The sequence below is a fragment of the Nonomuraea sp. KM88 genome (assembly GCF_052245635.1).
Taxonomy (GTDB): Bacteria; Actinomycetota; Actinomycetes; order Streptosporangiales; family Streptosporangiaceae; genus Nonomuraea.
Genome location: NZ_JBQQCC010000001.1, coordinates 202,017 through 225,684 on the forward strand (window position 1 = coordinate 202,017; position 23,668 = coordinate 225,684).

Below are 23,668 nucleotides of genomic sequence, written 5' to 3' on the forward strand. Positions count from 1 at the left end.
AGCAGCAGCGCCACGTGACCTGCCCCATCCTGACGTGCCCGGGCATGACGATGTGCTGGCGGCGGATCATGGCAGTCGCACCCGCTCACCCCAGCCGCCGGACCTCAAAGTCCGCGGTATCATTGGACCACGAGACGAATCTCTGACCGAAACTGACTTTTCGCCAGGTCTTGCTACCGTTCGGTGAAAGCTGATCTCAGGTCGGCCGGGAAGTGGTCGAGAGGCGGCGCGCCCTATATACTGGGCGTGCCCGCTCGCGAAGTGAGCAGCAGGGAATTTCAGAGATTTACGGTCAAGCGACGATATGCGCCGACGTCGGTTTCTCCCATTTCGCTGAGATCAGCTTATGGTCAGCCACTGCATGTGTGCGCCACCGAACGGGCCCTTTCTCTCGCGTACCGCATCGAGGAGCCAGCGCGCGGTTGCCTCCGCTTGCGAGATCAACTCGGGTGGATAGTTCAGGAGCATCTGGTGCTCGGCGAACTCATCCTCGTCATCGAGGATGAGCCGGCCGTCACGCAGACGGATCACGTCCAGGTCAAGATCCAGCATGGTCACCTCACCGTCCCTCCACTCGGGGATGGTGGTGACATCGACATAGATTTCGCTTCTGTGGGGAGGGCTGTTGAACGACGCCGTCCACCAGTCGTTTCGGGGAAACAGCATGATCGCGGTGGACTCCCACGTGACGGGTGGCCCTACGCCCTTGCGGGCGACCGTGCCGCCGGGCACCTCCACCCAGACCCCGTGCTCGTCCTCCCCGAGCACGCGGCCCGGGTGGTTCCAGTGCAATGCTCCGCCGTACTTCCGAAACACGACTCGAACATCAGTCATAGAGGGAAACCTATCTGCCGCCGGGCGGCGGCGCTCGGACCCTCCCCTGGTCCGGCTCGTACGCTGGTGGCGACCCGGCAGGGCGTTGTGGCGCAGGCGCGAACCTCCGCCGGAACGCTGTGGAGTCAGGGGGCAGGCGGCGTGGTCGGGGAGGGCGAGCATGGCCGGGCGGCGCGTGAAATGCCTTGATGTCCAGTGAGTCGCAAAGGCTGTGCAGCGGGGCCGGGGGACGTCTGCGCGTTGCGGAGGGCCGTGGGTGGAGGGTGGCGGAAGCCGTGTGGGCGTCGCGGAAGCCCGCGTCCAGCAGGTCAGGGAGACCGGGTGATGTCCCTGACGAGTGGTGGATCGACGATCACGTGGTGCGTCACCTACCTGCCGGACATAGCTGGGCAGGTGAGAACGTTGCATGGCGTCGCCTACCTGCCGGACATGGCCGGGCAGGTGAGAAACCACCTCGCTCTGCGGGACGCCACCCGCGAGCGAGCGCACTAGCGATGGAGACGCAGGGCTTCTCTCATGGCTTTCAGGCGTTGCGGAGAGGCCAGACCGGCGTGGTAGAGGTGAAACTCGGACGCTCCTGCCTTGGCGTACGCGCTGAGCTGGTCGGCCAGTGCCTCCGCGTCGCCTGGGCGGGGTGGGAGGGCGAGGACGTAGGCGCCCACCCGCTGACCGGGGCCACACAGCTCCGTGAGGCGGGTGAGCCGGGCGGCGTCCGTGGCAGGGTCGCCCCAGCAGTTGGCCACCAGCACGTCCGCTCCCGGCTCGCCTGAGGGAAGGGGGGCGAAGGCGCCGGCGGCCCAGGGGTCCGGGTTGGCGTGCAGGGTGATGGTGACAGCGGGGGAGGCGCTCCTCGCGACGGTGATGAGCCGTTCGCGCAGGGAGGCGGACAGCTCGGTCCGGACGGCGCGCACCTCGTCGGCCAGCCGGTCCAGAGCCTCGTCGATGGTCCTGTGCGAGGTCTCGGCAGGAAGGGTGCGGTCGATGGCGGCGCGGACCCGGTCCCGGGCGTTCGGGGGATAGCGGTCGGCGCAGGCGGTGCAGAAGCAGAGTGACAGCAGGTCGATGTCCGCGGGGGTCCAGTCGGCGCCGGATGTCTTCTCGTGGACGCTCTGGTGGCCGAAGCCCATCGGGCCGCAGGCTTCCAGGATCAGCCCGTCGGGCTCGCCCACGGTGAGGATCTCCTGGACCAGGCGCTCGCAGTATTCGATGACGTCCTCGTGTGCGGGGCACAGGGCGTACGGGAAGGGGTCGCCGAAGGCGTTACGGACGGTCAGGTCCGGATGGGCAGTTCCCAGGTGGGAGTTGTGAGTCAGCACGGTCCAGGCGTGCACCTGCAGGCCGGCTGCCTTCAGGGCGTCCCGCGCCCGGAGGTAGGCGTCCTCGGGAGTCCAGGTGGGAGAGGCGGGAACGAGACGGGACCACGATGACGGGCGTACCGGGAGATAGAAGGCGGAGTGGGGCACGTCCAGGACGCGGTGTGCGGGGTGGTACGGCGTCGCGGCCCTGGTGGAGTGGTAGCTGGCCGCCAGCGCGACTGCCTCCACGCCCAGGCCGGCGAGGCGTTCGGGGGCGGAGGGGTCGCCGACGACGTCCCACGGGTAGACGTAGGCCACGTTCACCATCGGGGCCTCCTCGCGTTGAAGGCGGGCTCGAAGCGCCGCATGTATGTCGTGTCGTCGCGGGCGCGGATCCCGCATTTCTCGTACTGCTCGCTCATGAGGGCCAGGGCGTCGCGGTCCAGCTCGACGCCCAGGCCCGGGCCCGCGGGCACGGGGACGGCTCCGGCGGTGAAGCGCAGGGCGCCTGGTGCGACCACGTCCTGGCCGTTCTGCCAGGGGGTGTGGGTGTCGCAGGCGAAGGTGAGGTTCGGGGTGGCGGCGGCCAGATGGGTCATGGCGGCCAGGCTGATCCCGAGGTGGGAGTTGGAGTGCATGGACAGTTCCAGTCCGAACGTGTCGCAGAGGGAGGCGATGTGCGAGGAACGGACCAGGCCGCCCCAGTAGTGGTGGTCGAGCAGGAGCACGCCGATCGCGTGGGAGGCGATGGCGGGCGGGAGGTGTTCGGGGGTCACCACGCACATGTTCGTGGCGAGCGGCATGGGGACGGCGGCGGCCACCTCGGCCATGCCGGGAATGCCGGGAGTGGGGTCTTCGAGGTACTGGAGGGTGCCTTCGAGTTCCCGCCCCACGCGGATCGAGGTCTCCACCGTCCAGGCGGCGTTGGGGTCCAGGCGCAACGGCACCCCGGGGAACGCCTCATGCAGGGCGCGGATGGCGGCGATCTCCTGGTCCGGGGGGTAGACACCCCCTTTGAGCTTGATGGACGCGAAGCCGTACTCCTTGATGAGCAGCCTGGCCTGCTCGACGACACCCGCTTCGTCCAGGGCCGCCCCGAAGCGGTCCGGCTCCTCGTCCGGGTGGCCCGCCCACTTGTAGAAGAGGTACGCGCTGTAGGGGACGGCGTCTCTGACCCTGCCGCCGAGCAGATCCACAACCGGCACGCCGGCGGCCTTGCCGCGGATGTCCAGGCAGGCCACTTCGAAGGGAGAGAAGACCCGGTCGATGCTCTTCTCCTTCGTGGCGACACCGGTCAGGCCGTGCATGTCGCTGACGACGTCGCCGGTGATCGCGCTGATCCGGGCGTACATCGTGTTGGTGTCGTGCACGTCGAGGCCGACCAGGGCCTGCGCGCACTCGCGCACCTTGCCGAGGTGGCCGGAGTCCCCATAGGTCTCTCCCAACCCGGTCAGACCTTCGTCGGTGACGACCTCGACAATGGTACGGAGGGCCCACGGCTCGTGGACTCCAGCGGCGTTCAGAAGGGGCGGATCCCGGAAGGCGACAGGCGTTATGCGGATCTGCCTAATGATCATTACGACCGCCGTCCATATATGTGAACAATAGCCAGATTTGTGGACAAGTCGCCGCAACTGTAAGAATCAGGCTGAAGAAGTGTCAAGACTCCGAAGGGCCATTCGATGATCTACGGACACGATCCCAGGACAGGCGAGACCGTGGGTACCGCACTGCCCGAGACCGACAGCGCCGGGGTCGACGTGGCCGTCTCCGCCGCGGCCGCCGCTGGCGCCGCCTGGCGGGCCGCCTCCGCGGAGGAGCGGGCGCGCGCGCTCGAGGCCGTCTCCGACGCGCTCACCGCGCACGTGGACGAGCTGTGGCAACTCGCCGACCAGGAGACCGCACTCGGAGAGGTACGGCTGCGCGGTGAGGTGGCACGTGCGGCCGGGCAGTTCCGGCTGTTCGCCCAGGTGATCAGAGACGGCGGCTACCTGGAGGCCGTCATCGACCACGCCGATGGCTCCCTGACGCCGCCGAGGCCCGACGTACGCCGGATGAAGCACGCGCTGCAGGGCGTCGTCGCCGTCTTCTCGGCCAGCAACTTCCCGTTCGCGTTCTCGGTGGCCGGGGGCGACACCGCGTCCGCCCTGGCCGCCGGATGTCCGGTGGTCGTCAAGGCGCACCCCGGGCACCCGAACACCTCCGAGAGGGTCGCGAAGATCGTCCGCGAGGCGCTGCCGAACCCCGACCTGCTGGGGCTGGTGCAGGGCATGCAGGCGGGCGTCGACCTGGTCAAGCACCCCGAGGTGGTCGCGGCCGGATTCACCGGGTCGGTGGCCGGGGGCAAGGCGATCCAGAAACTGATCGACGAGCGGGAGGTGCCGATCCCGTTCTACGGCGAGCTGGGAAGCGTCAATCCCGTGGTCGTGCTGCCGTCGGCGCCCGCCAAGGAGGTGGCCACGGGATTCGCCGGGTCGCTGACGCTGGGCGTCGGACAGTTCTGTACGAATCCCGGGCTCATGTTCGTGCCGGACGACGACGAGCTGCGGCAGGCCCTCGTGGAGGCCGTTGAGGGGACCAGCGGCGGGACCATGCTGGCCGAGCGCATCAGGGACGGCTATCTCGGCGGGGCCGAGCGGCTGGGCGAGCTGCGGCTGCTGGCCGAGGGCAAGCCCGGTGAGGGGCATTGGGCGGTCACGCCCAAGGTGTTCACCACCGATCTCGACACGTTCGCGCAGAAGCTCCCGCACATCGCCGAGGAGTGCTTCGGGCCGGCGGCGATCGTGGTGACCTACCGGGACGTCTCCGATCTGCCGCCGGTGATCGAGCGGCTCGAAGGGTCGCTGACCGCGACCGTTCACAGCACCGATCCCGCCGAGGCGGGTGACGTCGCCGAGGTGCTCGGCAAGAAGGCGGGCCGGCTCATCTGGAACGGGTGGCCGACCGGGGTGGCCGTGTGCTGGGCGATGCATCACGGTGGTCCGTGGCCCGCGTCGACGTCGGCGTTCACGTCCGTCGGCGCCACGGCCATCGATCGGTGGCTGGCGCCCACGGCGTACCAGGACTGGCCGGAGGCGCTGCTGCCGGACGAGCTCAAGGACGCCAACCCGCTGTCCATTTCACGCCGGGTGGACGGTCGGTTGCAGGGGTGAGTCCTCGGAGGTGACCCAGGACGTGGGGCGGCCGCTGGTCGTCGCGGGACCGCCTCACGCCGGGGAGCCCCTGCCCTCGGCCGGCTTTCGGGCTCGGCAAGCCCTCGAAGGGCAACGCGATGACGTCGGTGCGAGGGCCGTTGACCTCGCCGCGCCCTACCTGCTCGGCCGGCACTTCGGCCTCGTGGACGGCGGGCGGCGGCTGGAGGTGGGGTGCGCGAGGGACCGGGTGCCCGAGGGATCGGGTGCGGGCTCGGGTTGAGTGTGCGAGGGATCGGGTGCGGGCTCTGATCGGGTGCGGGTATGCGCGGGCGTGGCGGTTCTGGTGGCGCGGGTATGCGCGGGCGTGGCGATTCGGATCGCGGATTCCGATGGGGCGGGCGTGCGCGGGCCTGTGGCGGTTCGGGTCGGGCTGGCGCGTGCTGGTTGGGGCGTTTCGGGTCGGGCGGGCGTGTGCTGGTTGTGGCGGGCATGCGGGGGGCGTGAGAGGTCGAGCGGGCAAGTGTCGAGCGCGAAGGCGCCCCCAGAGGCAGGGGGGCGCGGGTGGTCAGGCGCCGGCGATGTGCAGGCCGGTCGTGATGAGGCGCTCCAGCGTCGCCACATGCTCGGGTGAGGGATCCACCAGCGGCGGCCGTACGCCTCCGGCCTCCAGGCCCCGGATCCGCACACCCGCCTTGACCAGCGAGACCGCATAGCCGGGCACGAGGTCGCGCAGCTCGACCAGCGGCAGGTAGAAGTGGGTGAGCAGCCGCTGCACCAGCACCTCGTCCCCGCCCGTCACCGCCTTGTAGAAGGCCAGCGAGATCTCGGGCGCGAAGGCGAACACGGCGCTCGAGTACAGGTTCACCCCGAGCCCTCGATAGGCGGGCACGGTCAGCTCGGCGGTCGGCAGCCCGTTGAAGAACGTGAAGGGCTTGTCGGTCGATTGCCGCACGGTCAGGATGATCCGCTGGAGCAGGTCGAAGTCGCCTAGCCCGTCCTTGAAACCGATGACGTGGGGCACCTGGGCCAGTTCGGCGACGGCCTCGGGGGTGAAGCGGGCGGTGCCGCGCTGGTAGATGATCACGGGGAGGTCGCCGGCCTCGGCGACCTCGCGGGCGTACCGGACAAGGCCGCCTGCGGGACCGGTGACCAGGTAGGGAGGCATGAGCAGCAGCCCGTCGGCGCCCTGGGCGGCCGCAGCCCGGGCGATGGCCTTGGCGGCGGGCAGGGGGCCGCCGGCGCCGCCGAAGACGGGCACGCGCCCCTTGGCGGCCCTGACGGAAACGGCCATGACCCTGGTGTACTCGTCGAGGTCGAGGGCGCTGAACTCGCCGGTGCCGCACGCGGTGAACACTCCTCCCGCCCCGGCCGCGACCCCGGCGGCGACGTGCCGGGCCAGCGCGGGCTCGGCGAGGTCGCCGTCGGCGCCGAAGGGAGTCACCGGGAAGAAGAGAACACCATCTAGCCGCATCAACGGTCCTTTCTAGCGGATGCCCTCCCTGCGAAGAGTGGCAGCCAGCTTGCGGGTGTGTTTGATCACCGCGTCGATGATCTGGTCGACGTCGGCGGGTCCGAGTTCGGCGGGCATGGAGCAGCTGATCGCGTCGGTGGCCGGGATGCGGTAGTCGACCGCGACGGCCACGCAGGCCACGCCGGGCGTGCCCTGCTCGCGTTCGTACGACCAGCCCCGCGTGCGAACCTGGTCGAGTTCGCCGGTCAGTTTGGTCATGTCGGTGATCGTCTGGTGGGTCAGCCCCACCAGCGGCTCCGGCAGGAGTGTCATGACCTCGTCGTCGGTGAGCTGGGCGATCAGCACCTGTCCGAGCGCCGTGACGTGCGCGGGCAGCCGCCGCCCCACCCGGGGGATCACGTGATCGGCGTCGCGTGACTCCCTGGTCGCCAGGTAGAGCACGTGCGCGCCGTCCCGCCGGGCGAAGTGCACGGTCTGCCCGATCTCGTCCCGGAGGTCCTCCAGCGTCTCCTGCGCGTAGGGCAGCGCGGGGTCCTTGTCGAGGTACGCGGTGCCGGTCAAGAGCGCGTGCGGCCCGATCCCGAAGGCCGACCTGGCGGAGTCGGTCTCCACCCAGTTGAGCTCGACCAGCGTCCGCATGAGGGCGTGGAGGCTGCTGCGGGGGAATCCGGTGCGCTGCTGGAGCTCCGACAATGTCATGCTGTGGTGCGAGTCGGCCAGGGCTTCGAGGATGCGTACCGTCCGCTCGGCGGACTTGACCAGCTGGGGCTCCATACTCATCCCATCTCGTATCCTTCGGCGGCTTTAAACATCCAGGATATGGGATACCGTCCATGTATGTGGACGCCTAACCCTTGACCGCGCCGCTGGTCAGGCCACGCATGAACTGCCGCTGGAAAGCCAGGAACGCGATGATCGACGGGAGCAGCGCCAGCAGGGAGGCGGCGAGCAGCACACCGATCCCCACCTCCTCGTCGGAGCGGAGCGAGCGCAGCGCGATGGGCAGTGTCCACATGTCGGACGCCGGTGCGACGATCAGCGGCAGCAGATACTGGTCCCAGATCATGGTGAAGCCGAAGACGCCGATCACGCCCAGGGCGGGGCGGCACAGCGGCACGATGATCGTGGCGAAGATGCGCAACTCGCCCGCGCCGTCGATGCGCGCGGCCTCCTCCAGCTCGACCGGCACCTCCTTCATGAACTCCGTCATCACGAGAATGGAGAAGCCCCAGGCGCCGACGGGCAGGATCATGCCCGCGTAGGTGCCGATGAGGTTGAGGTTCAGCAGTGGCATGTCGGCCAGGACGAGCGAGAGGGGGATCGCGATGATCTCCTCGGGGAGCATCATCGTGGCGAGCATGAGCAGCATCACGAACGTCATGCCGCGAAACTTCTTGCGCGCCAGGGCGTAGGCGGCGAAGACGCTGACCAGCATCTGCAACAACAGCCCGAAGCCCACGACCACGAACGAGTTGAGCAGGTAGAGATAGACGTTCTTCTCCCCGGCCTGGACGAAGTTCTCCAGGGTGAACTCGTCGGGCCACAGGGAGAAGGACGTCGGGTCGAGGGTCTTGCTGAAGGAGCTCATCAGCAGCGCGACCAGTGGCCCGGTGAAAACCACCACCATAAGGCCATAAATCAGAGTCTTTCCGGCGATGGCCAGGGGGCCCTTGCGCGACTCCAGGCCCAGAGCGCTGTCGAACCTCATGTCGTCTGCCTCCTGCGCAACATCTGCACGACCACCGTGAGCGCCAGCGTGGCGACGAACAACACGATCCCGCCCGCCGAGGCGACGCCCAGCTCGTTCTTCTGGAAGCCGAGCTTGTAGATCAGGGTCATGAGCACCTCGGAGGAGCCGTTCGGGCCGCCGTTGGTGAGCACGTACACCTCGACGAACACCCGCAGCCCGCGGATGGCCGCCAGCGTGAAGAGGATCCAGAACACCGGACGCAGCGCCGGCAGCGTGATGTGCCGCAGCCGGTGCCAGGTGGAGGCCCCGTCGACGGCCGCCGCCTCGTAGAGCGTGCGGTCCACGCCGACCAGCCCGGCCAGGAAGATCATCATGTCGTACGGCGTGCCCCGCCAGATGCTCATGATCATGATCGACCAGAGCGAGGAGTCCTCGCTGGCCAGCCAGGGCTGCGGATCGACCCCCGCCCAGCCGATGATGATGTTGAGCATGCCGCTGTCGGCCGGGTGGAACATGATCCGCCAGACCTCGGCCACGGCCGCCATCGTGGTGACGACCGGCAGGAACGCGGCCGTCCTGACGAACCAGAGGTATCGCGCCGGCCCTTCGATGAGCAGCGCGAGACCGAGCCCCAGCACGATCGAGCCGACCGTGGTGCCGAGCGCCAGCACGATGCTGTGCCAGATGGCCGAGGCGAACTCGTCGTCGGAGATGATCGTCTGGTAGTTCTGCAGGCCGACCCATTCGTCACCGAGGAACGTCTGGACCTTGAACAGGCTCTTCCACAGGCCCACGAACATCGGGATGAACTTGAAGTACAGGAAGAGCACCAGAGCGGGCGCCAGGAACAACCACGCGATCACCGGCCCTCGCCACCGCACCGCCCTGGTGCGGCGGTGCGGTGGCGCCGCCGAGCTCCGCGCCGGCGTGAGTGTGGAGGTCATGACGCTTTCTGGCTCTGCAGTTCCTGGGTGAGCTTGGTGTTCAGCTCCTCCATCTTGGCTTTGACGTCGGCGCCGCAGTCGGCCCAGACGGCGTTGATGGAGTCGGCGGAGTCCTGGCGGATCGGGGCCCAGTTGGTCACCGGCGGGGCGTAGACGGCGTGCTCGTACGACTCCTGGAACACCTTCCACCGCGGGTCCTGCCGCTCGGCGGCCATGTCGACCTGGGTGTTGACGGGCAGCCGGACGATGGCGCCGTTGGCGTCCTTGTTCATGCCGATCCGCTGGCCTTCGGCGGAGATGGCGAACTCGGCGAACTTCTTCTGCGCCTCCTGGTGCTCGGAACCGGCCATGAGGTAGACGTTCTCGCCCTCGCCGAGCGTGCCGGGGCCGCCGGACGGGCCCTTGGGCACCGGGACGACCTCGATCTTGTCGGTGCCGATGCTCTCGACGAACCTGGCCAGCACGTAAGGGCCGGTCAGGTAGATGCCGCCCTGTCCCTTCTCGAAGACCTCGTGCGTGACGGTCGTGTCGTTGCTGACCGCGCCGGGGTTGACGGTCTTGGTCGTGCAGAACTGGTCCTGCAGGTACTGGACGGCTTCGACGGTCTTGGGGTCGTTCATCGTGGCGGTGAACGTGCCGGGGCCGTTGGCCTTGACGAAGTCGCCGCCGTTGGCGTAGATCAGCGAGGAGGCGTACCACGAGGCGTAGCCGCGCTTGGTGCCGGCGGGGATGACGAAGCCGCTGGTGTCCTTCTTGCCGTTGCCGTCGGGGTCCTTCTCGGTGAAGGCGGTGGCGAGCTTGGCCAGGTCCTCCCACGTCTCGGGCGGCTCCATGCCGACCTTCTCGCGCCAGTCCTTGCGGATGAACAGTGCGAACGCCTGGCCGGAGAACGGGGCCGCGTAGGTCTTGCCGTCGCTGGCCGTGGCGGCCTTCCACGCCAGCTCCGACACTTGGTCGCCGCCGGCGAGTGAGGCTTTGTCGACCTCCTGGAGCCAGCCCTGCGACTGCATGGTGCCGATCTGGGCGGTGTCGTTGATGACGATGTCGGGAAGCTGCTTCTGCGCCGCCTGCTGGTTCAGCTTGGTCTCGAAGTCGTCGAATATCGCGACGACTTTCGTGGGCGTGCCGCTGGCCTTGGTAAATGCGTCGGCGAGCTTCTGTGCGGTCTTGGCAGAGTCGGAATCAGCCGCTTGCCTGATCCAGATTTCCAAGGTGTTGTCTTCTGAGCTTGATCCCCCGGAGCCGCAGCCTGTCAGCGTTACGGCCAGGGACGCGATGATCGCGGTCCCGAGCAGACGTCGTGACATCAGACCGCCTCCCGTTCACATACGTGGACATGAGTCGTACACATGGATATGTGCCTGTGACCGTAATCACTCATCCCGTTCACGGTCAATATTCAAGGATGTGAATTTCTGCCAGAATCGTGTACACCAAGGGACATGCGCATTCTGATGACAGGAGCCGCGGGAAAAGTCGGCACGCTGCTCCGCCCGCGACTCGCCCGCGAGGGACGCACGCTGCGGCTCTCCGACCTGCATCCCGTCGAGCCGGGGCCGGGAGAGGAGTGGGTGGCGGCCGATCTCGCCGACCCGGCCGCCGTGGCCGAGGCCATGAAGGGTGTGGACGCGGTGCTCCACATGGGAGGCCAGAGCAGGGAGCGGCCCTGGGCCGACATCGTGCGGGCCAACATCGAGGGCATGCACGTGCTGATGGAGGCGGCGCGCAACGAGGGCGTCGAGCACCTCGTGCTCATGGGCAGCCACCACGCGGCGGGATACCACACCAGGCCTGCCGGCGGCGCCGACCTGCCCGACTACGCCTTCCCCCGGCCCGACACCTATTACGGCGTGAGCAAGGTCGTCATGGAGGCGCTGGGAAGCCTCTACCACGACCGGTTCGGCATGAACGTGACCGTGATCAGGCTCGGCACCTGCAACGAGGCATCGGCCGACACGCGCGGGCTGGCAACCTGGATCTCGCCCGACGACCTGACCCGCCTGGTCGAGGCCGGGCTCACCGCGCCCGGCTACCACGTGGTCTGGGGCGTCTCCGACAACACCCGCCGCTGGTGGTCGCTGGAGGAGGCCAAGGCCATCGGGTACGTCTCCCACGACGACTCCGAGGCCCAGGCCGCCGCGCTCGTCGCCGAGCAGGGCGAGCCCGACCTGTCGCAGCCGCTGCATGACCGGGCCGGCGGCGTGTTCACGCTCAACGAACTCGGCGGCATCTGGTGAATCCCGCTCAGCCTCAGCAACCGGTTGCAAGAACCTTGACGGCTACTGGCGCGAAGGTCAAGGTTTAGTCTGGCAACCGTTTGCAAGGGAGGACGGCGATGGCGGCGACGATCAAGGACGTGGCCCGCGCCTGCGGCGTCCACGTGTCCACCGTGTCGCGCACGTTCTCCGCGCCCCACCTGGTCAACCCCGCCACCCGGAGCCGCGTGCTGGCCGTCGCCGACGACCTCGGCTACCGGCCCAACCGCGCGGCCAGGGCGCTGACGACCGGCCGCACGTTCAACATGGGCCTCATTGTCGCCGACATCGCCAACCCGTTCTTCCCCCCGCTCATCAAGGCCGCCCAGGCGCAGGCCAGGGGGCGTGACTACCACGTGTTCGTGGCCGACACCGACGAGGACCCGCGGGTCGAGGAGGAACTGATCAGGACGTTCACCAAGCAGGTGGACGGTGTCCTGCTGTGCAGCCCCCGGCTGTCGAACCGGATGATCGAGCGCCTGGCCGAGGACGTGCCGTTCGTGGTGGTGAACCGGCGCATCAAGGGCATGACCGCCGTGCTCATGAACGTCGCCCAGGGCGCCAAGCACGCGCTGGAGCACCTCACCGGGCTCGGCCACCGCAGGATCGCCCTCGTGTCCGGCCCGATCGGCTCGTGGACCAGCAACGAGATGCAGGGCGTGGCCGCCGAGGCGCCAGGTCTGGACCTGATCTTCTTCGGCCCCAACCAGCCGACGGAGGCCGGCGGCCTGGCCGTGGCCGCCGACGTGGCCGCCTGCGGGGCGACCGCGGTGCTGGCCTACAACGATCTCGTCGCGCTTGGCCTCATAGAGGGACTGTCGGCGATGGAGATAGGGGTACCAGACCAGGTAAGTGTGATCGGGTTCGACGACATCCTTCCCGGCCGGCTCAACAGGCCCAAGCTGACCACGGTGGCCATGCCGGCGGCGGCGGCCGGGAGGATGGCAGTCGATCTGCTGCTCCAATCGGGGGGCGAGGGCGCGACCGTGACCCTCGACACCGCCCTCATCGTCCGCGAGTCCACGGGAAGGGCCCAGTGAAAATGGTTTTCGGAACGCTGCCGTCAGGCGAGCAGGTCGAGCGCGTGGAGCTGTCATCGGGGCGGTTGCGCGCCGAGGTGCTCACCTACGGCGCCATCCTGCGTTCCCTGGAGGTGTCCGGGGTGAACGTCGTGCTCGGGCTGGACACGCTGGACGACTACCTCACCCGCAGCCGCTACTTCGGCGCCGTCGTCGGCCGCTACGGCAACCGCATCGCGAACGGACGCTTCACCCTGGACGGCGTCGACCATCACCTGCCGATCAACAACGGCGCCCACAGCCTGCACGGCGGCACCGACGGCTTCGACCGCAGGGTGTGGACCGTCGCCGGCCGCACCGACTCGTCGGTGATGCTCGCGCTGACGAGCCCCGACGGTGACCAGGGCTACCCGGGCACGCTGACCGCCACGGTCACGTACACGCTGGCCGACGACGCGATCCGGATCGACTACTCCATGAAGACCGACGCGCCGACCGTGGTCAACCTGACCAATCACTCCTACTTCAACCTCAAGGGCAGCGGCGACGTGCTCGACCACGTCATCCAGATGGAGGCGGAGCATTACCTGCCGGTCGACGAGGGCAAGATCCCCACGGGGGAGCTCGCGCCGGTCAAGGGCACGCCGTTCGACTTCAGCGAGCCGCACGCCGTGGGGGAGCGCTACGACGGCGCGTACGACCACTGCTTCGTGCTCGACGGCGACATCAGGGTGACCGCCGGCGGGCTCACCATGGAGGTCACCACCACGGAGCCCGGCGTGCAGTTCTACAGCGGCAGCATGCTGGACGGCGTGGAGACGCCGTACGGGCCGTTCGCCGGGTTGTGCCTGGAGACCCAGCACTTCCCCGACTCGCCCAACCAGCCGCGCTTCCCCTCCACCGTGCTGCGGCCGGACGAGATCCGCACGTCGTCCACCACCTACCGATTCGACTGACCGGGCGCGGGGCGGCGGCGGCCCTGCTCACCGGCCCTGATCACCAGCAGGGCCACGTCGTCCTGCGACGGCTCGGAGGCGAACGTCTCGACCACGTGCCGCACCCGTTCGGCCACCGCGTGGGCGCTCAACCCCCGGCACTGCGCGAGCAGCACGCCCAGCCCGTTGCCGTCGTCCAGCAGCCGGGAGCCGTCGCGCCGCTCGGTCACGCCGTCGGTCACGCACAGGAGCACCTCCTCGGGCGCCAGCTCGAACGTCTCGACGTAGAACCTGGCGCCGGCCTCGATGCCCAGCAGCAGCTGGGGGGTCGCCACAGTCTCGACCGCGCCGTCCGCGCGCAGCACCAGCGGCGGCGGATGCCCCGCCGAGGCGATCGTGCACAACGCGCCGCCCTGCGGGAGCGGGGTCAGCTCGCCGCACAGCAGGCTGAGGAACCTGCCCTCGTCGTCCTCCTCCAGCAGCGCCTGGTTGAGCCGGTCGAAGATGTCGGCCACCGTGTAGTGCTCCTTGGCCAGCAGGCGTACGGCGTGGCGGGCCAGCCCGGTCACCGCGGCCGCCTCCGGGCCGCTGCCGCACACGTCGCCCAGCGCGAAGCACCAGTGGTCGCCCACCGTGAACAGGTCGTAGAAGTCGCCGCCGACGTCCGCGCCCTCTTCGGCGGGCTCGTAGACGACGGCGCTCTCCAGGCCGGGCATGGGCGCCACGCGCATCGGCAGCAGGCTGCGCTGCAGCACCCGCGACGTGGTGGCCTGCCGGGCGTAGAGCATCGCGGTGTGCAGGTTGAGGGCCACCAGGCGGCAAAGGTCGGCCAGCAGGTCGGCCACCTCCAGCGGCAGTGTCGGCTCCGCGCGGCCGATCACCAGCGCGCCGTGCGACCTGCCCTGGGTGAGCAGCGGGAACGCCAGCACCGCCTCAGGACCGGCGGGCCAGCTCACCTCGTCGAGCGCGGTGCGGGGGATGGCGGGCAACGACTTGCGCAGGTCGGCGTTGTGGCGTTCCTCGCTGTGCCAGACGTGGGCGAGCCTGGTCATGCCCGCGAGGTCGGTCAGGTAGACGGCCGCCCAGGTCGCGATCTTGGGGACGACGAGCTGCGCGGTCAGCGCCGCGATGAGCTCCTCGTCGTGCACGCCCGCCAGCAGCTCGCCCGCCTCGGCCAGGAAAGACAGCCGGCCCCGGTGCGCGCGGTCCTGCTCGGCCAGCCGCGCGCGCTGCACCGGCATCGCGACCTGGTCGGCGATGTGCTGCAGGCTCACCGTGAGCTCCTGGTCGAAGTGGCCGGGCTGCTGAGCCGTCACGGCGAGGTAGCCGGTCACCTCGCCGGCGAGGAGCAGCGGCGCGCACGCCAGCGAGCGGGCGCGCAGCTGGTCGGCCAGCTCGACGTCACCGGCCAGCAGGTCCTCGATCATCGTGGGCGTCTTGCGCTCGGCGCCGAACACGCCGGTGGCCAGCACCCCCACCAGCCCCGCCGCCGCGCCCGCGCCCGCCGCCACGCCGAACCTGCTGCCGCCCTCCGTGGGAAGCAACACGTACGCGGCGTCGCCGCCGCTGGACATCTGCACGATCCCGGCGATCGTGTCGAGCAGCTCCGGGAACGGCATGTCCTGGTCGAGGAGGTCCTTGATACGCCGGCCCGCCTCCCTGCGCGGCGCGGGCGGCGGCGTCAGGACGTAGCGGTGGTCGCCTGCCACCACCATCCAGATCGACCGGCGATCCCGCGCATGCCCGTCGGTGCGCAGGTGGGAGACGTAGACGGGCACCAGCCTGCCGTCGGCGTGCCGCATGCGCGCCTCGCCCCGCCAGCGGCCCAGGCCGAGCGTGTCGGTCAGCGACAGCGCGTACGGGCCGTGGCCGCGCCAGGCCACCAGATCGGCCAGCGGGTGGCCGACCGCCTGCTCGGGACGCCAGCCGAGCAGCTGCCGGGCCTCGGAGTTCCACGACCGCACCAGCCCGTCGCCGTCGGTGACCACCACGCCGACGTGCAGGGTGTCGACGGCGGCGGGGGCAGGGACCGGCGGGCCGGTCCCGGTCTCCTGCCCGTCGCCGCCGTCCGCGAGCTCGAGGCGCACCCAGACGCGCTTGGCGGTCCTCGTGTACGTGACGCCCCAGGCGTCGGCCAGCATGCTCGCGAGCGCGAGGCCACGGCCGGACGGCCGCACCTCGTCCGTGAGGGTCACTGCGGGCATGACGCCGGCCTCGTCGATCGTCCGCTCGGGCAGATGGTCGTCGACTTCGATCTCCAGCTTCGCCGGGCCGGTGTCCGCGTCGAGACGGCACGTCAGCTCGATCCCGGTGCCCGCGTGCACGACGGCGTTGGTGACGAGCTCGCTGGTCAGCAGCACGGCGTCCTCGGCGAGGTGGCTCAGCTGCCACTCGCCCAGGACCTGACGGACGAACTTGCGCGCGTGGGCCGGAGCATGGGGCGTGCCGTCGAAGGTCGTGCTCGACACCCGGGTCGTGTCCACTCTGCGTCCTAGAACATCACTCGATGTGGCACCTTGGTCACTCACAGAGTGGCAGACCGGAGGCGTCGCCACCTCCGGTTGTCGATGATCCCCATGCGAGGGAACGACTCTGCCGGCTTTGAGGTGCCGGAATGTCACGACACCGGCGCGTCTCCGCGCGTTCCGCGGTGTCTCCGACGTACCTTTGGCATCATGGCCACCCGTACGCCGAAAAGCGCATCGAAGGGGCCGGCGAAGCGGTCGACCTCGTCTCGCTCGACCTCCGCCAAGCGCGGGGGCTCGTCGGCGGGACGGTCCAGGGCTAAGGGATCCGCCACCGGCCGTAAGCCTTCCGTGACCCACCAGGACCCGATCAGCTGGGTCTTCACGATGATCGGCAAGCTGATCGTCGGGTTGTGGATGCTGGTCGCCAACGGCATCGGCAGCACCGCCCGCGCGCTGGGCAAGAACGCCCGCGAGCTCGATCCGGCGCACCGGCGCGACGGGGTGGGGCTGGCGGTGCTCGCGGCCGCCATCGTGGTCGCGGCCATGACGTGGCGCAACTCCGACGGCGCGGTCTCCGGCGTGGTGAACGCGGCCGCGCGCGGCGTGTTCGGCTCGCTGGCCTGGGCGCTGCCGCTGCTGCTCGGCCTGCTGGCCTGGCGCTACCTGCGCCATCCCGACCAGAACGCCGACACCGGGCGCATGGTGATCGGGTGGGCCGCCCTCCTGATCGGCGTGCTCGGCGTCATCCATGTGGCCAACGGCACCCCCTACCCGGCGGGCGAGGGCCAGGGCATGGACAAGGTGTCGCAGGCCGGGGGCATGGTCGGGTTCATCGTGGCGGCGCCGCCGATGAGCATCCTGCCGCCGTGGATCACGATCCCGCTGCTGCTGATCCTGTCGGGGTTCGGCGTGCTGGTGATCACCGCCACCCCCGTGCACCGCGTTCCCGAGCGGCTGGCCGAGCTCAAACACCTGCTGTTCGAGCGGCAGGCCGACGCCGAGCCCAAGGGTTCCACGTCCAGGACGCCCGCCAGGAAGCGGTCCAAGCCCAAGAAGGCGGAGGACGGCGAGGGCGGCGACCTCGTCAAGCCGTACGACACGCCCGTGCTGGCCGAGAAGGACAAGCACACCGACCACTCCCCGGAGATCGTGCCGGGCCTGACGGATGAGGAGCCGGCGCCCGCGCCAGACCTGGAACGCAAGCCGGAGCCTCCCGAGCCGACGCCGGCGCCGCGCAAGGTGGAGCAGCTCGTGCTGTCGCCGCAGGCGGGTCCTTACAGCCTGCCCGACCTGCAGCACCTCAAGCCGGGCACGGCGCCGAAACCGCAGACCAAGGCCAACACGACCGTGGTCAACGCGTTGACCAGCGTGCTGGAGCAGTTCGGCATCGACGCGCAGGTCATCGGGTTCACCCGGGGGCCGACCGTGACCCGCTACGAGATCGAGCTGGGGCCCGCGGTCAAGGTGGAGAAGGTCACGGCGCTCACCAAGAACATCGCGTACGCCGTTAAATCTGCAGATGTCAGGATTTTGTCCCCTATCCCCGGCAAGTCGGCGATCGGGGTCGAGATCCCGAACGCCGACAAGGACCTGGTGGCGCTGGGCGACGTGCTGCGCTCGCAGGTGGCGCAGGCCGACCACCACCCGATGATCGTCGGCCTGGGCAAAGACGTCGAGGGCCGTACCATCGTCGCCAACCTCGCCAAGATGCCCCACCTGCTCATCGCGGGCGCGACCGGCGCCGGCAAGTCGGTCTGCGTCAACGGGCTGATCACCAGCGTCCTGATGCGGGCCACGCCCGACGAGGTGCGCATGGTGCTGGTCGACCCCAAGCGGGTCGAGCTGAGCGTCTACGAGGGCATCCCTCACCTCATCACGCCGATCATCACCAACCCGAAGAAGGCCGCCGAAGCCCTCGAATGGGTGGTCGGCGAGATGGACCGGCGCTACGACGACTTGGCCGCGTCGGGGTTCCGGCACGTCGACGAGTTCAACAAGGCCGTGCGGGCGGGCAAGTTGCAGCCGCCTCCGGGGAGCGAGCGGGTCTACCAGCCCTACCCGTACCTGCTGGTGATCGTGGACGAGCTGGCCGACCTGATGATGGTGGCCCCGCGCGACGTCGAGGACTCGATCGTGCGCATCACCCAGCTCGCCCGTGCGGCGGGCATCCACCTGGTGATCGCCACGCAGCGGCCGTCGGTCGACGTGGTCACCGGCCTCATCAAGGCGAACGTGCCGTCCAGGCTGGCGTTCGCGGTGTCGAGCCTCACCGACTCGCGGGTCATCCTCGACCAGCCCGGCGCCGACAAGCTGGTCGGCCAGGGTGACGCGCTGTTCCTGCCGATGGGCGCGAGCAAGCCGATCCGCATCCAGAACGCGTTCGTCTCGGAGAAGGAGATCGCCGAGGTCGTCGCGTACTGCAAGGCGCAGATGCAGGCCGAATACCGCGAGGACGTCGCCGCGGCGCCGGTCAAGCGGGAGATCGACGAGGACATCGGCGACGACCTCGACCTGCTGATCCAGGCCGCCGAGCTGATCGTCACCACCCAGTTCGGCTCCACCTCGATGTTGCAGCGCAAGCTACGCGTCGGGTTCGCCAAGGCCGGGCGGCTGATGGACCTGCTCGAGAGCCGCAACGTGGTCGGCCCGAGTGAAGGATCCAAGGCGCGGGAAGTGCTGGTGAAACCGGATGATCTGCCGGGATTGCTGGCCGACCTGCGTGGCGAATGACCCCAATGCGTGCATGCCCAGCGGTAACTGGTTGAATATGAACCACTACGCAACGTCGTGGTGGTTAGTCCAGGCGCCATGGGGAGGCGTTCGCTGTGCAGGATCAGAGCATCGGGGCCGTGCTGACGGCCGCAAGGCAGTCAGCTGGGTTGACGGTCGCGCAGGTCAGCGCGGCCACCAATATTCGCGAGACGATCATCCATCGCATGGAGCAGGATGACTACGGCCAATGCGGCGGTGACTTCTACGCCAGGGGGCACATCAGGGCCGTGGCCCAGGCGGTGGGGCTCGACCCCGAGTCCACCGTCCACCTTTTCGACCAGCAGCACGGCGGCGCGCCCGAGCCGGTGGCCGCGTCGGCCGTGTTCCAGGCCGACCGCAAGATCAACCTGCCGGAGCGGCGGGGGCCCAACTGGACGGCGGCGCTGGGGGTGGCGCTGGCGATCGTGATGGTGTTCGGCCTGATGCGGGTGCTGGGGGACGCGAGCGACCAGATGCGCACGGCCGACGTGCGCGCGGCGTCGGCCAAGCCCAGCGTTCCGCCCAACACGCCCATCACCGAGACGCCGCGCGTCAGGGCCGCCAAGAAGGGCATGGTGACGCTCCGGATCAAAGCCATTCGGTCGTCGTACGTGAACGTGCGCGACGCCGAGGGCCGCAAGCTGTTCGCGGGGACGCTGAAAGCGGGAAAGACGTCGACCTGGCGGTCCGAGGGCAAGGTGAACGTGCTGATCGCCGACGCGGGGGCTGTGTCGGTGCAGGTCAACGGCAAGAAAGTGACAGGGCTCGGCGACACGGGGGAGACGGTGCGGCGTTCGTTCGGCCCGCCGAAAACCCAGGCGCGATAGTCACGCGTGAGTCACCTGGGGGAGCCAGTGCATCGGGTGGTGGCCAACTCCCGATACCGTAGTGTTCACCATGTCATCCCGCCGAACCGCATCGCTGATCACTCTGGGCTGCGCGCGCAACGAGGTCGACTCCGAGGAGCTGGCCGCGCGACTCGAGGCTGCCGGTTGGCAGCTGGGCGACGACGACCCCGATGTCGTCGTCGTCAACACCTGTGGCTTCATCGAGTCGGCCAAGAAAGACTCCATCGACACGCTGCTGGCCGCCGCCGACTCCGGTGCGAAGGTGGTGGCGGCGGGCTGCATGGCCGAGCGCTACGGAGGCGAGCTGGCCGACGCGCTGCCCGAGGCCAGCGCGGTGATCTCTTTCGACGACTACGCCGAGATCGGCGACCGCCTCGACGACGTGGTCGCCGGCCGGTCGCTCAAGCCGCACACACCACGCGACCGCCGCACCCTGCTACCCATCTCGCCGGTGGACCGTGCCAGCGCGCCCAGGGCCAACATCCCCGGCCACGGCGACCTGCCCGCGGGCCTGGCGCCCGCGAGCGGCCCGCGCGTGCTGCGCAAGCGGCTCGACGAGAGCCCTGTCGGCTCGCTCAAGCTGGCCTCCGGTTGTGACCGGCGCTGCACGTTCTGCGCCATCCCCGCCTTCCGCGGCTCCTACGTCTCGCGCAAGCCGGAGGACCTGCTGGCCGAGGCCGACTGGCTGGCCCACCGGGGCGTGCGCGAGCTCGTCCTGGTCAGCGAGAACTCCACGTCCTACGGCAAGGATCTGGGCGACCTGCGGGCGCTGGAGAAGCTGCTGCCCGAGCTCGCGGCCGTCGAGGGCGTCGAGCGGGTGCGGGTCAGCTATCTCCAGCCGGCGGAGCTCCGTCCCGGCCTGATCGACGTGATCACCGGCACCGACGGCGTCGCCGCCTACTTCGACCTGTCCTTCCAGCACGCAAGCGGCTCCGTCCTGCGCCGCATGCGCCGCTTCGGCGATCGCCAGCGCTTCCTCGGGCTGCTGGAGACCGTCCGTGAGCGCGCCCCTGAGGCGGGTGTGCGCTCCAACTTCATCGTGGGCTTCCCCGGCGAGACCGAGGAGGAGTTCGGCGAGCTGGTCGCCTTCCTGGAGGCCGCCAGGCTCGACGTGATCGGCGTGTTCGGCTATTCCGACGAAGACGGCACCGAGGCGGCCGAGCTGCCGGGCAAGCTTCCCCAGGAGGTCGTCGACGAGCGCGTGCGGGCGCTCACCGAGCTGGCCGAGGAGCTGACCGCGCAACGCGCCGAGGAGCGCATCGGCACCGAGGTCGACGTGCTGATCGACGACGACCTCGGCGACGGCGGCTACGAGGGCCGGGCCGCCCACCAGGGCCCCGAGGTCGACGGCTCGGTCACGGTGCAGGGCATCGGCCTGGTCCGGGGAGAGATCGTGCGCGCGGTCGTGGTCGACGCCGAGGGGGTCGATCTGATCGCGCGCATCAAGGCCAGTCCATGAAAAGGGACGAGCGCCGCGTGGTAAGCCCGTGGAACATCGCCAACGTCCTCACGGTCCTCCGGTTGGTGCTCGTCCCCTTCTTCGTCGTCTGCCTGTTCCTGCCGGGCACGGGCTGGCGGATCGCCGCGCTGGCGGTCTTCGCGGTCGCTTCGATCACCGACCATCTCGACGGCGAGCTGGCCCGGCGCTACGGCCTCATCACCGACTTCGGCAAGATCGCCGACCCGATCGCCGACAAGGCGCTCACCGGCGCGGCCCTGGTGTGCCTGTCGATCCTCGGCGAGCTGCCGTGGTGGGTCACGGTCGTGATCCTCGGCAGGGAGCTGGGCATCACGGCGCTCAGGTTCGTGCTGCTGCGGCACGCCGTCATCCCGGCCAGCTACGGTGGCAAGGTCAAGACCGTGCTGCAGATCGCCGCCATCGTGCTCTATCTGCTGCCGTTCGTGCCCGATCCCGTCCGATGGGTGGTGATGGGGGCGGCGGTGGTCGTCACCGTGGGCACGGGCGTCGACTATGTCGTCAGGGCGATCCGGCTGCGCACGGTGGCCGAGCGAGCGCGCGGGGAGTGATCGACCGATGGCGGACGCGGCCGAGGTCCTGAGATTGCTGGTGGCCCAGAATGCCACGGTCGCCGTGGCCGAGTCGCTGACCGGCGGGCTCATCGGGGCCACCATCACGGCCGTCTCGGGCGCCTCAGAGGCGTTCGTGGGCGGGGTGATCTCCTACGCCACCGATCTCAAGCGGGAGTTGCTGGGCGTGCCCGGCGATCTGCTGCGCCGTGAGGGGGCCGTGCATCCCGAGGTGGCAGCGGCCATGGCGGCGGGGGTCGCGAGGGTGTGCGGGGCCACGTACGGGGTGGCGGCGACCGGGGTGGCGGGGCCCGAGCCCCAGGACGGGCGGCCCGTCGGCACCGTCCACGTGGCCGTCTGCGGGCCCGGCGGGCAGATTTCGGCCCGGACGTTGACCCTGCGGGGGTCGCGCGAACGTATCAGGGTAGAGACGGTGGACGAGGCGGTTGATCTCCTGGCAGGTGTGCTGAAGGCGAACATAGGGGAACATTCCGGGTGATTACTGTGTTACGTCCCGAGCGAACATCCGACGCACGGTCTGACGCTGTGTCGGTGGATACGGGTACGGTGGAGCTGTGAGTGAGGTCCGTGAGCCAACTGCAAGCACCGAGCGCCCGGCAGGCGGGCCCGATGAGTCGAGCGACGCGCCACGAGCGGCGGTCCCTGGCCGGCCGCGCCCAGTGATGACGGCGAGGAGTATGTACGAAGCGAAGAAGACCAATGTTCGGCACGAACCGATCGCGCGGGGCGTGGTGAAGACATCCGCGCCGGGGAGGGAGCGACAGATGATTCTGCTGCGTCAGCTGCTCGGCGACGTGCTGAGGCGGTTGCGGGTGCGGCAGGGACGCACGCTGCGCGAGGTGTCCACCCTCGCACGTGTTTCGCTCGGCTACTTGTCCGAGGTGGAGCGCGGGCAGAAGGAGGCCTCGTCCGAGCTGCTCGCATCCATTTGCGGCGCACTCGGCGTGCCCCTTTCGCAGGTGTTGCGTGAAGTTTCCGATCAGTTCGCGCTGGCGGAGCTCCAGGCTGCCCCCGTGCTTGCCGACGTGCCCGAGCACGAGCGTCTGCCCCTGTCGGAGTCGGTCCCCGGATCGATCCCCGAGTCCGTGTTCCCCGAAGTCAAGGACATGGTGGCCGCCTAACGCGGTTGGCAGCCGGCACACCACAGGATCAGCCGTTCCTGTGGGCCTGCCCCCAGTTCCCCGCGGCTGATGCGGGTGCCGCATCGGCGACAGGGCCTCCCCGCCCTGCCGTAGACCCATGTCCGGTTCGCCGGGCGGCGGTCACCTGTGGTCACCGTGCCCGCAGGAGATCGATGATGCGCGTTGGCGGCCATGATCCGCTGCGCCAGTGACACGAGCCCTTCCAGATCCTCGACCTCCCCGACCGTTCGCCACGGCCAGATCCCGCGCAGGAACAGGGTCTCGGCTCGATAGATCGTGCCTATCCCGGCCAGGTTGCGCTGATCGAGCAGCGCCTCCCCGATGGGTCTGCCGGGCTCCGCTCGCAGTCTCCGTGCGGCCTCATCCGGATCCCAGTCGGGCCCCAGCAGGTCCGGGCCGAGGTGCCCGACCAGACGTGCCTCCTCATCCGTCCTGACGAGATCCACCATGCCGAGCCTGAGCCCCACAGCCTGCCAGCGCTCGTTGGCCAGAACCAGCCTGACCAGGTCGCCGGGCGGGGTGCGCCGCCCCGCCGGTGTCACCACCCAGCTCCCGTCCATCCTCAGGTGGGTGTGCACGGTCAGGTCGCCCTCCACGCGGGTGAGCAGGTGCTTGCCCCGCGACACCGTGGTGACGACGGCGCGCCCGGTCAGGTCGGCGGTGGCGTGCCTGGGCACGCGGAAGTCCGACCTGGTGAGCACGTGCCCGTCCAGGGCGCCTCGCAGGCGGCCGGCCGTACGATGGACGGCATCTCCTTCAGGCATCCTTCCAGTCTAGGAAGCGTTCGTTCCGCGCCCTCGGCGACCATAATGAAGATCGGGGGAGCGGACGTG

At 69.4% G+C, this 23,668-nt stretch carries 22 protein-coding genes; 12 read left to right on the plus strand and 10 right to left on the minus strand.

Features of this window, described 5'->3' with window-relative positions; genetic code table 11:
* Positions 1 to 339: 339 nt before the first annotated feature.
* On the minus strand, positions 340 to 834 hold the full coding sequence (locus ACTWPV_RS00980) for a DUF402 domain-containing protein (protein WP_443150204.1): 495 nt from the start codon (positions 832 to 834) through the stop codon (positions 340 to 342).
* A 324-nt stretch (positions 835 to 1,158) separates the two neighbouring features.
* On the opposite strand from ACTWPV_RS00980, the gene ACTWPV_RS00985 reads away from it, so the two are divergent.
* Positions 1,159 to 1,326: a hypothetical protein gene (locus ACTWPV_RS00985; protein WP_443150205.1), complete on the plus strand. Its 168-nt coding sequence runs from the start codon at positions 1,159 to 1,161 to the stop codon at positions 1,324 to 1,326.
* Here the strand turns inward: ACTWPV_RS00985 and ACTWPV_RS00990 are convergent.
* Positions 1,323 to 2,456, minus strand: coding sequence for a hypothetical protein (locus ACTWPV_RS00990; protein ID WP_347641577.1), 1,134 nt, complete (start codon positions 2,454 to 2,456; stop codon positions 1,323 to 1,325). The genes ACTWPV_RS00985 and ACTWPV_RS00990 overlap by 4 nt on opposite strands.
* Positions 2,450 to 3,706, minus strand: coding sequence for a glucarate dehydratase family protein (locus tag ACTWPV_RS00995; protein WP_443150206.1), 1,257 nt, complete (start codon positions 3,704 to 3,706; stop codon positions 2,450 to 2,452). Before ACTWPV_RS00995 ends, ACTWPV_RS00990 begins: the two co-directional genes overlap by 7 nt.
* 105 nt (positions 3,707 to 3,811) lie before the next feature.
* Here ACTWPV_RS00995 and ACTWPV_RS01000 point away from each other — a divergent pair, with 105 nt between their 5' ends.
* Complete coding sequence (locus tag ACTWPV_RS01000; RefSeq protein WP_347641579.1) at positions 3,812 to 5,281, plus strand: aldehyde dehydrogenase (NADP(+)); 1,470 nt, start codon at positions 3,812 to 3,814, stop codon at positions 5,279 to 5,281.
* Positions 5,282 to 5,291: 10 nt separating this feature from the next.
* Positions 5,292 to 5,543 (plus strand): hypothetical protein, encoded by a 252-nt coding sequence (locus ACTWPV_RS01005; protein WP_347641580.1) that lies wholly within the window; start codon positions 5,292 to 5,294, stop codon positions 5,541 to 5,543.
* 285 nt (positions 5,544 to 5,828) lie between these two features.
* On the opposite strand, the gene ACTWPV_RS01010 is transcribed toward ACTWPV_RS01005, so the two are convergent.
* The 5 genes from ACTWPV_RS01010 to ACTWPV_RS01030 form a co-directional block, all read right to left on the minus strand.
* Complete coding sequence (locus ACTWPV_RS01010; RefSeq protein WP_443150207.1) at positions 5,829 to 6,734, minus strand: 5-dehydro-4-deoxyglucarate dehydratase; 906 nt, start codon at positions 6,732 to 6,734, stop codon at positions 5,829 to 5,831.
* Between the two features lie 12 nt (positions 6,735 to 6,746).
* Complete coding sequence (locus ACTWPV_RS01015; protein WP_443150208.1) at positions 6,747 to 7,514, minus strand: IclR family transcriptional regulator; 768 nt, start codon at positions 7,512 to 7,514, stop codon at positions 6,747 to 6,749.
* A 67-nt stretch (positions 7,515 to 7,581) separates the two neighbouring features.
* Positions 7,582 to 8,442 carry a carbohydrate ABC transporter permease gene (locus tag ACTWPV_RS01020; protein ID WP_132596086.1) on the minus strand — a complete coding sequence of 287 codons (861 nt, stop codon included), beginning with the start codon at positions 8,440 to 8,442 and terminating at the stop codon, positions 7,582 to 7,584.
* Entirely contained in the window at positions 8,439 to 9,368 is a 930-nt protein-coding gene (locus ACTWPV_RS01025) for a carbohydrate ABC transporter permease (RefSeq protein WP_347641583.1), read from the minus strand. Before ACTWPV_RS01025 ends, ACTWPV_RS01020 begins: the two co-directional genes overlap by 4 nt.
* Positions 9,365 to 10,579 carry an ABC transporter substrate-binding protein gene (locus ACTWPV_RS01030; protein WP_443150209.1) on the minus strand — a complete coding sequence of 405 codons (1,215 nt, stop codon included), beginning with the start codon at positions 10,577 to 10,579 and terminating at the stop codon, positions 9,365 to 9,367. The genes ACTWPV_RS01025 and ACTWPV_RS01030 overlap by 4 nt, the downstream gene beginning before the upstream one ends.
* 231 nt (positions 10,580 to 10,810) lie before the next feature.
* Here ACTWPV_RS01030 and ACTWPV_RS01035 point away from each other — a divergent pair, with 231 nt between their 5' ends.
* The 3 genes from ACTWPV_RS01035 to ACTWPV_RS01045 all read left to right on the plus strand — a co-directional run bounded on the left by ACTWPV_RS01035 (position 10,811) and on the right by ACTWPV_RS01045 (position 13,598).
* Entirely contained in the window at positions 10,811 to 11,605 is a 795-nt protein-coding gene (locus tag ACTWPV_RS01035; RefSeq protein WP_443150210.1) for an NAD-dependent epimerase/dehydratase family protein, read from the plus strand.
* A gap of 98 nt (positions 11,606 to 11,703) precedes the next feature.
* The gene (locus tag ACTWPV_RS01040; protein WP_347641586.1) at positions 11,704 to 12,663 is read left to right on the plus strand and encodes a LacI family DNA-binding transcriptional regulator; all 960 of its coding nucleotides are present in this window, start codon (positions 11,704 to 11,706) and stop codon (positions 12,661 to 12,663) included.
* A gap of 2 nt (positions 12,664 to 12,665) precedes the next feature.
* Positions 12,666 to 13,598, plus strand: coding sequence for an aldose epimerase family protein (locus ACTWPV_RS01045; protein ID WP_347641587.1), 933 nt, complete (start codon positions 12,666 to 12,668; stop codon positions 13,596 to 13,598).
* Here ACTWPV_RS01045 and ACTWPV_RS01050 read toward each other — a convergent pair.
* Positions 13,583 to 16,060, minus strand: a complete 2,478-nt coding sequence (locus tag ACTWPV_RS01050) for a SpoIIE family protein phosphatase (protein ID WP_443150211.1) — start codon at positions 16,058 to 16,060, stop codon at positions 13,583 to 13,585. The genes ACTWPV_RS01045 and ACTWPV_RS01050 overlap by 16 nt on opposite strands.
* A 192-nt stretch (positions 16,061 to 16,252) precedes the next feature.
* Here ACTWPV_RS01050 and ACTWPV_RS01055 point away from each other — a divergent pair, with 192 nt between their 5' ends.
* The 6 genes from ACTWPV_RS01055 (at position 16,253) to ACTWPV_RS01080 (ending at position 22,814) form a co-directional block, all read left to right on the plus strand.
* Positions 16,253 to 18,775, plus strand: a complete 2,523-nt coding sequence (locus ACTWPV_RS01055) for a DNA translocase FtsK (protein WP_443150212.1) — start codon at positions 16,253 to 16,255, stop codon at positions 18,773 to 18,775.
* Between the two features lie 119 nt (positions 18,776 to 18,894).
* Positions 18,895 to 19,623: a helix-turn-helix domain-containing protein gene (locus tag ACTWPV_RS01060; protein WP_443150213.1), complete on the plus strand. Its 729-nt coding sequence runs from the start codon at positions 18,895 to 18,897 to the stop codon at positions 19,621 to 19,623.
* Positions 19,624 to 19,693: 70 nt separating this feature from the next.
* Positions 19,694 to 21,103 carry a 30S ribosomal protein S12 methylthiotransferase RimO gene (gene rimO, locus ACTWPV_RS01065; protein WP_443150214.1) on the plus strand — a complete coding sequence of 470 codons (1,410 nt, stop codon included), beginning with the start codon at positions 19,694 to 19,696 and terminating at the stop codon, positions 21,101 to 21,103.
* Positions 21,100 to 21,672 (plus strand): CDP-diacylglycerol--glycerol-3-phosphate 3-phosphatidyltransferase, encoded by a 573-nt coding sequence (gene pgsA, locus ACTWPV_RS01070; RefSeq protein WP_347641593.1) that lies wholly within the window; start codon positions 21,100 to 21,102, stop codon positions 21,670 to 21,672. Before rimO ends, pgsA begins: the two co-directional genes overlap by 4 nt.
* A 7-nt stretch (positions 21,673 to 21,679) precedes the next feature.
* Positions 21,680 to 22,171, plus strand: coding sequence for a CinA family protein (locus tag ACTWPV_RS01075; protein WP_443150215.1), 492 nt, complete (start codon positions 21,680 to 21,682; stop codon positions 22,169 to 22,171).
* A 286-nt stretch (positions 22,172 to 22,457) separates the two neighbouring features.
* A complete protein-coding gene (locus ACTWPV_RS01080) occupies positions 22,458 to 22,814 on the plus strand; it encodes a helix-turn-helix domain-containing protein (protein WP_132333609.1) in 357 nt (118 codons plus the stop codon).
* On the opposite strand, the gene ACTWPV_RS01085 is transcribed toward ACTWPV_RS01080, so the two are convergent.
* Positions 22,811 to 23,599: a DNA-formamidopyrimidine glycosylase family protein gene (locus tag ACTWPV_RS01085; protein ID WP_443150216.1), complete on the minus strand. Its 789-nt coding sequence runs from the start codon at positions 23,597 to 23,599 to the stop codon at positions 22,811 to 22,813. The two genes, ACTWPV_RS01080 and ACTWPV_RS01085, sit on opposite strands and share 4 nt — an antisense overlap.
* Between the last annotated feature and the right edge of the window lie 69 nt (positions 23,600 to 23,668).

Bases quoted from the DNA above. Each gene is read 5' to 3' on its own strand.
- pgsA (WP_347641593.1), top strand. From the start codon at position 21,100: ATGAAAAGGGACGAGCGCCGCGTGGTAAGCCCGTGGAACATCGCCAAC.
- ACTWPV_RS01015 (WP_443150208.1), bottom strand. From the start codon at position 7,514: ATGAGTATGGAGCCCCAGCTGGTCAAGTCCGCCGAGCGGACGGTACGC.
- ACTWPV_RS01035 (WP_443150210.1), top strand. From the start codon at position 10,811: ATGCGCATTCTGATGACAGGAGCCGCGGGAAAAGTCGGCACGCTGCTC.
- ACTWPV_RS00990 (WP_347641577.1), bottom strand. From the start codon at position 2,456: ATGGTGAACGTGGCCTACGTCTACCCGTGGGACGTCGTCGGCGACCCC.
- ACTWPV_RS01085 (WP_443150216.1), bottom strand. From the start codon at position 23,599: ATGCCTGAAGGAGATGCCGTCCATCGTACGGCCGGCCGCCTGCGAGGC.
- ACTWPV_RS01010 (WP_443150207.1), bottom strand. From the start codon at position 6,734: ATGCGGCTAGATGGTGTTCTCTTCTTCCCGGTGACTCCCTTCGGCGCC.
- ACTWPV_RS00980 (WP_443150204.1), bottom strand. From the start codon at position 834: ATGACTGATGTTCGAGTCGTGTTTCGGAAGTACGGCGGAGCATTGCAC.
- ACTWPV_RS01055 (WP_443150212.1), top strand. From the start codon at position 16,253: ATGGCCACCCGTACGCCGAAAAGCGCATCGAAGGGGCCGGCGAAGCGG.
- ACTWPV_RS01045 (WP_347641587.1), top strand. From the start codon at position 12,666: ATGGTTTTCGGAACGCTGCCGTCAGGCGAGCAGGTCGAGCGCGTGGAG.
- ACTWPV_RS01025 (WP_347641583.1), bottom strand. From the start codon at position 9,368: ATGACCTCCACACTCACGCCGGCGCGGAGCTCGGCGGCGCCACCGCAC.
- ACTWPV_RS00995 (WP_443150206.1), bottom strand. From the start codon at position 3,706: ATGATCATTAGGCAGATCCGCATAACGCCTGTCGCCTTCCGGGATCCG.
- ACTWPV_RS01000 (WP_347641579.1), top strand. From the start codon at position 3,812: ATGATCTACGGACACGATCCCAGGACAGGCGAGACCGTGGGTACCGCA.
- ACTWPV_RS01020 (WP_132596086.1), bottom strand. From the start codon at position 8,442: ATGAGGTTCGACAGCGCTCTGGGCCTGGAGTCGCGCAAGGGCCCCCTG.
- ACTWPV_RS01080 (WP_132333609.1), top strand. From the start codon at position 22,458: ATGATTCTGCTGCGTCAGCTGCTCGGCGACGTGCTGAGGCGGTTGCGG.
- ACTWPV_RS01075 (WP_443150215.1), top strand. From the start codon at position 21,680: ATGGCGGACGCGGCCGAGGTCCTGAGATTGCTGGTGGCCCAGAATGCC.
- rimO (WP_443150214.1), top strand. From the start codon at position 19,694: ATGTCATCCCGCCGAACCGCATCGCTGATCACTCTGGGCTGCGCGCGC.
- ACTWPV_RS01040 (WP_347641586.1), top strand. From the start codon at position 11,704: ATGGCGGCGACGATCAAGGACGTGGCCCGCGCCTGCGGCGTCCACGTG.
- ACTWPV_RS00985 (WP_443150205.1), top strand. From the start codon at position 1,159: ATGTCCCTGACGAGTGGTGGATCGACGATCACGTGGTGCGTCACCTAC.